This window comes from Streptomyces sp. SM1, from assembly GCF_002910825.1.
Taxonomy (GTDB): domain Bacteria; phylum Actinomycetota; class Actinomycetes; order Streptomycetales; family Streptomycetaceae; genus Streptomyces; species Streptomyces okerensis.
The window spans coordinates 1-1,484 of sequence record NZ_NEUB01000269.1; the positions used below are offsets into that span (position 1 = coordinate 1).

2 protein-coding genes are annotated in these 1,484 nt (G+C 73.8%); one reads left to right on the plus strand and one right to left on the minus strand.

Going from position 1 to position 1,484, the window contains the following annotated elements; translation table 11 throughout:
• Window positions 1-1,012: NAD(P)-binding domain-containing protein (locus B9S61_RS06330; RefSeq protein ID WP_103541315.1), on the minus strand; the 1,012-nt coding region annotated here is incomplete at its 3' end.
• An 83-nt stretch (window positions 1,013-1,095) separates the two neighbouring features.
• Between B9S61_RS06330 and B9S61_RS06335 the strand changes: the two genes are divergently transcribed.
• Window positions 1,096-1,484, plus strand: a 389-nt coding sequence (locus B9S61_RS06335; RefSeq protein ID WP_103541317.1) for a YjbQ family protein, incomplete at its 3' end; no start/stop codon positions are given.

The window sequence follows — 1,484 nt, forward strand, 5'->3', positions numbered from 1 at the left end:
CCAGGTGGACGCGCGGGTCGGCGACCGCCCGCGTGCCGTCGATCCGGACGCCGCCGCCGGACTCCCGCAGGCGCAGCGGCGCGAGATGGTCGACGGCGGGCCGGAACCCGGTCGCCCACAGGATGACGTCGGCCGCTACCCGCCGCCTTCCCCCCGGCTCTCGGCCGTGCTCGGGCAGGGGAGACCTCCGGGTCCACTCCACACCGTCCGGAGTGATCCGGTCGAACATCGGCTGCCGGTCGAGCACACCGGTGGCCAGTCCCTCGCGGATCGCATCGTTGAGCGGCAGCCCCGTGACCGAGACGACACTGCGCGGCGGCAGCCCCTGCCGCACCCGCTCCTCGACGAGCGCCACGGCCGCCCGTCCGGCCTCCTCGTCGAAGGGGCCCTCACGGAAGACCGGGGGCCGCCGGGTGACCCACGTCGTGGCCGCCGCGTACGGGGCGATCTCCAGCAGATGCTGGGTGCCCGAGGCGCCGCCCCCCACCACGACCACCCGCTGCCCGGCGAACGCCTCCGGCCCCGGGTACCGCGCGGTGTGCAGCTGTCGCCCCCGGAACGTCTCCTGGCCCGGATAGCGCGGCCAGAACGGCCGGTCCCAGGTGCCGGTGGCGCTGATCAGCGCCCGCGCCGCCCAGGAGCCGTCCGGGGTCTTTACCAGCAGCCGCCCGTCGGGCCCCTCCCGTACCGCCCGCACGTCCACCGGCCGGCGTACCCGCAGGTCGAACCTCTGCTCATAGTGGTCGAAGTAGTCGCTGATCACCTCGGACGAGGCCCGCGCGGGATCGGCGCCGACGAGTTCCATGCCGGGCAGCGCGTGCATCCCGTGCACCTTGCCGTAGGTGAGCGAGGGCCAGCGGAACTGCCAGGCGCCGCCGGGGCCGGGGGAGTGGTCCAGCACCACGAAGTCGCGGTCCGGCTCGAATCCGGTCCGCCGCAGGTGATAGGCGCTCGACAGGCCGGCCTGTCCCGCGCCCACGACGACCACCTCGACCTCGCGCATGTTGTTCACGCTTCTACCAACAGTGCCGGGGTCGTGGATCTTCCCCTCCGTGCTCCCGCGCGAAGCCGCCCGCGTCGGCCAGGATGGAGGGCATGCCCGATGCCTTCACCACCCGAGTCCTGAACATCGCCACCGGCTCCGACGAGCGGGTCGTGGACCTCACCGGAGACTGCGAGTCCTTCCTGCGGGAGGCGGCGGCCGGCCGCGACGGCCTGCTGAACATCTTCGTGCCGCACGCCACGGCCGGGATCGCCGTCATCGAGACCGGCGCCGGCAGCGACGACGACCTCCTGTCCGCCCTGCACACCCTTCTGCCCGCCGACGACCGCTGGCAGCACCGGCACGGCACCCCCGGCCACGGCCGCGACCACGTCCTGCCCGCCTTCGTGCCGCCCCACGCGACGCTCCCGGTGCTGAACGGACGCCTGGAACTGGGCACCTGGCAGTCGGTGTGCCTCGTCGACACGAACAGGGACAACCC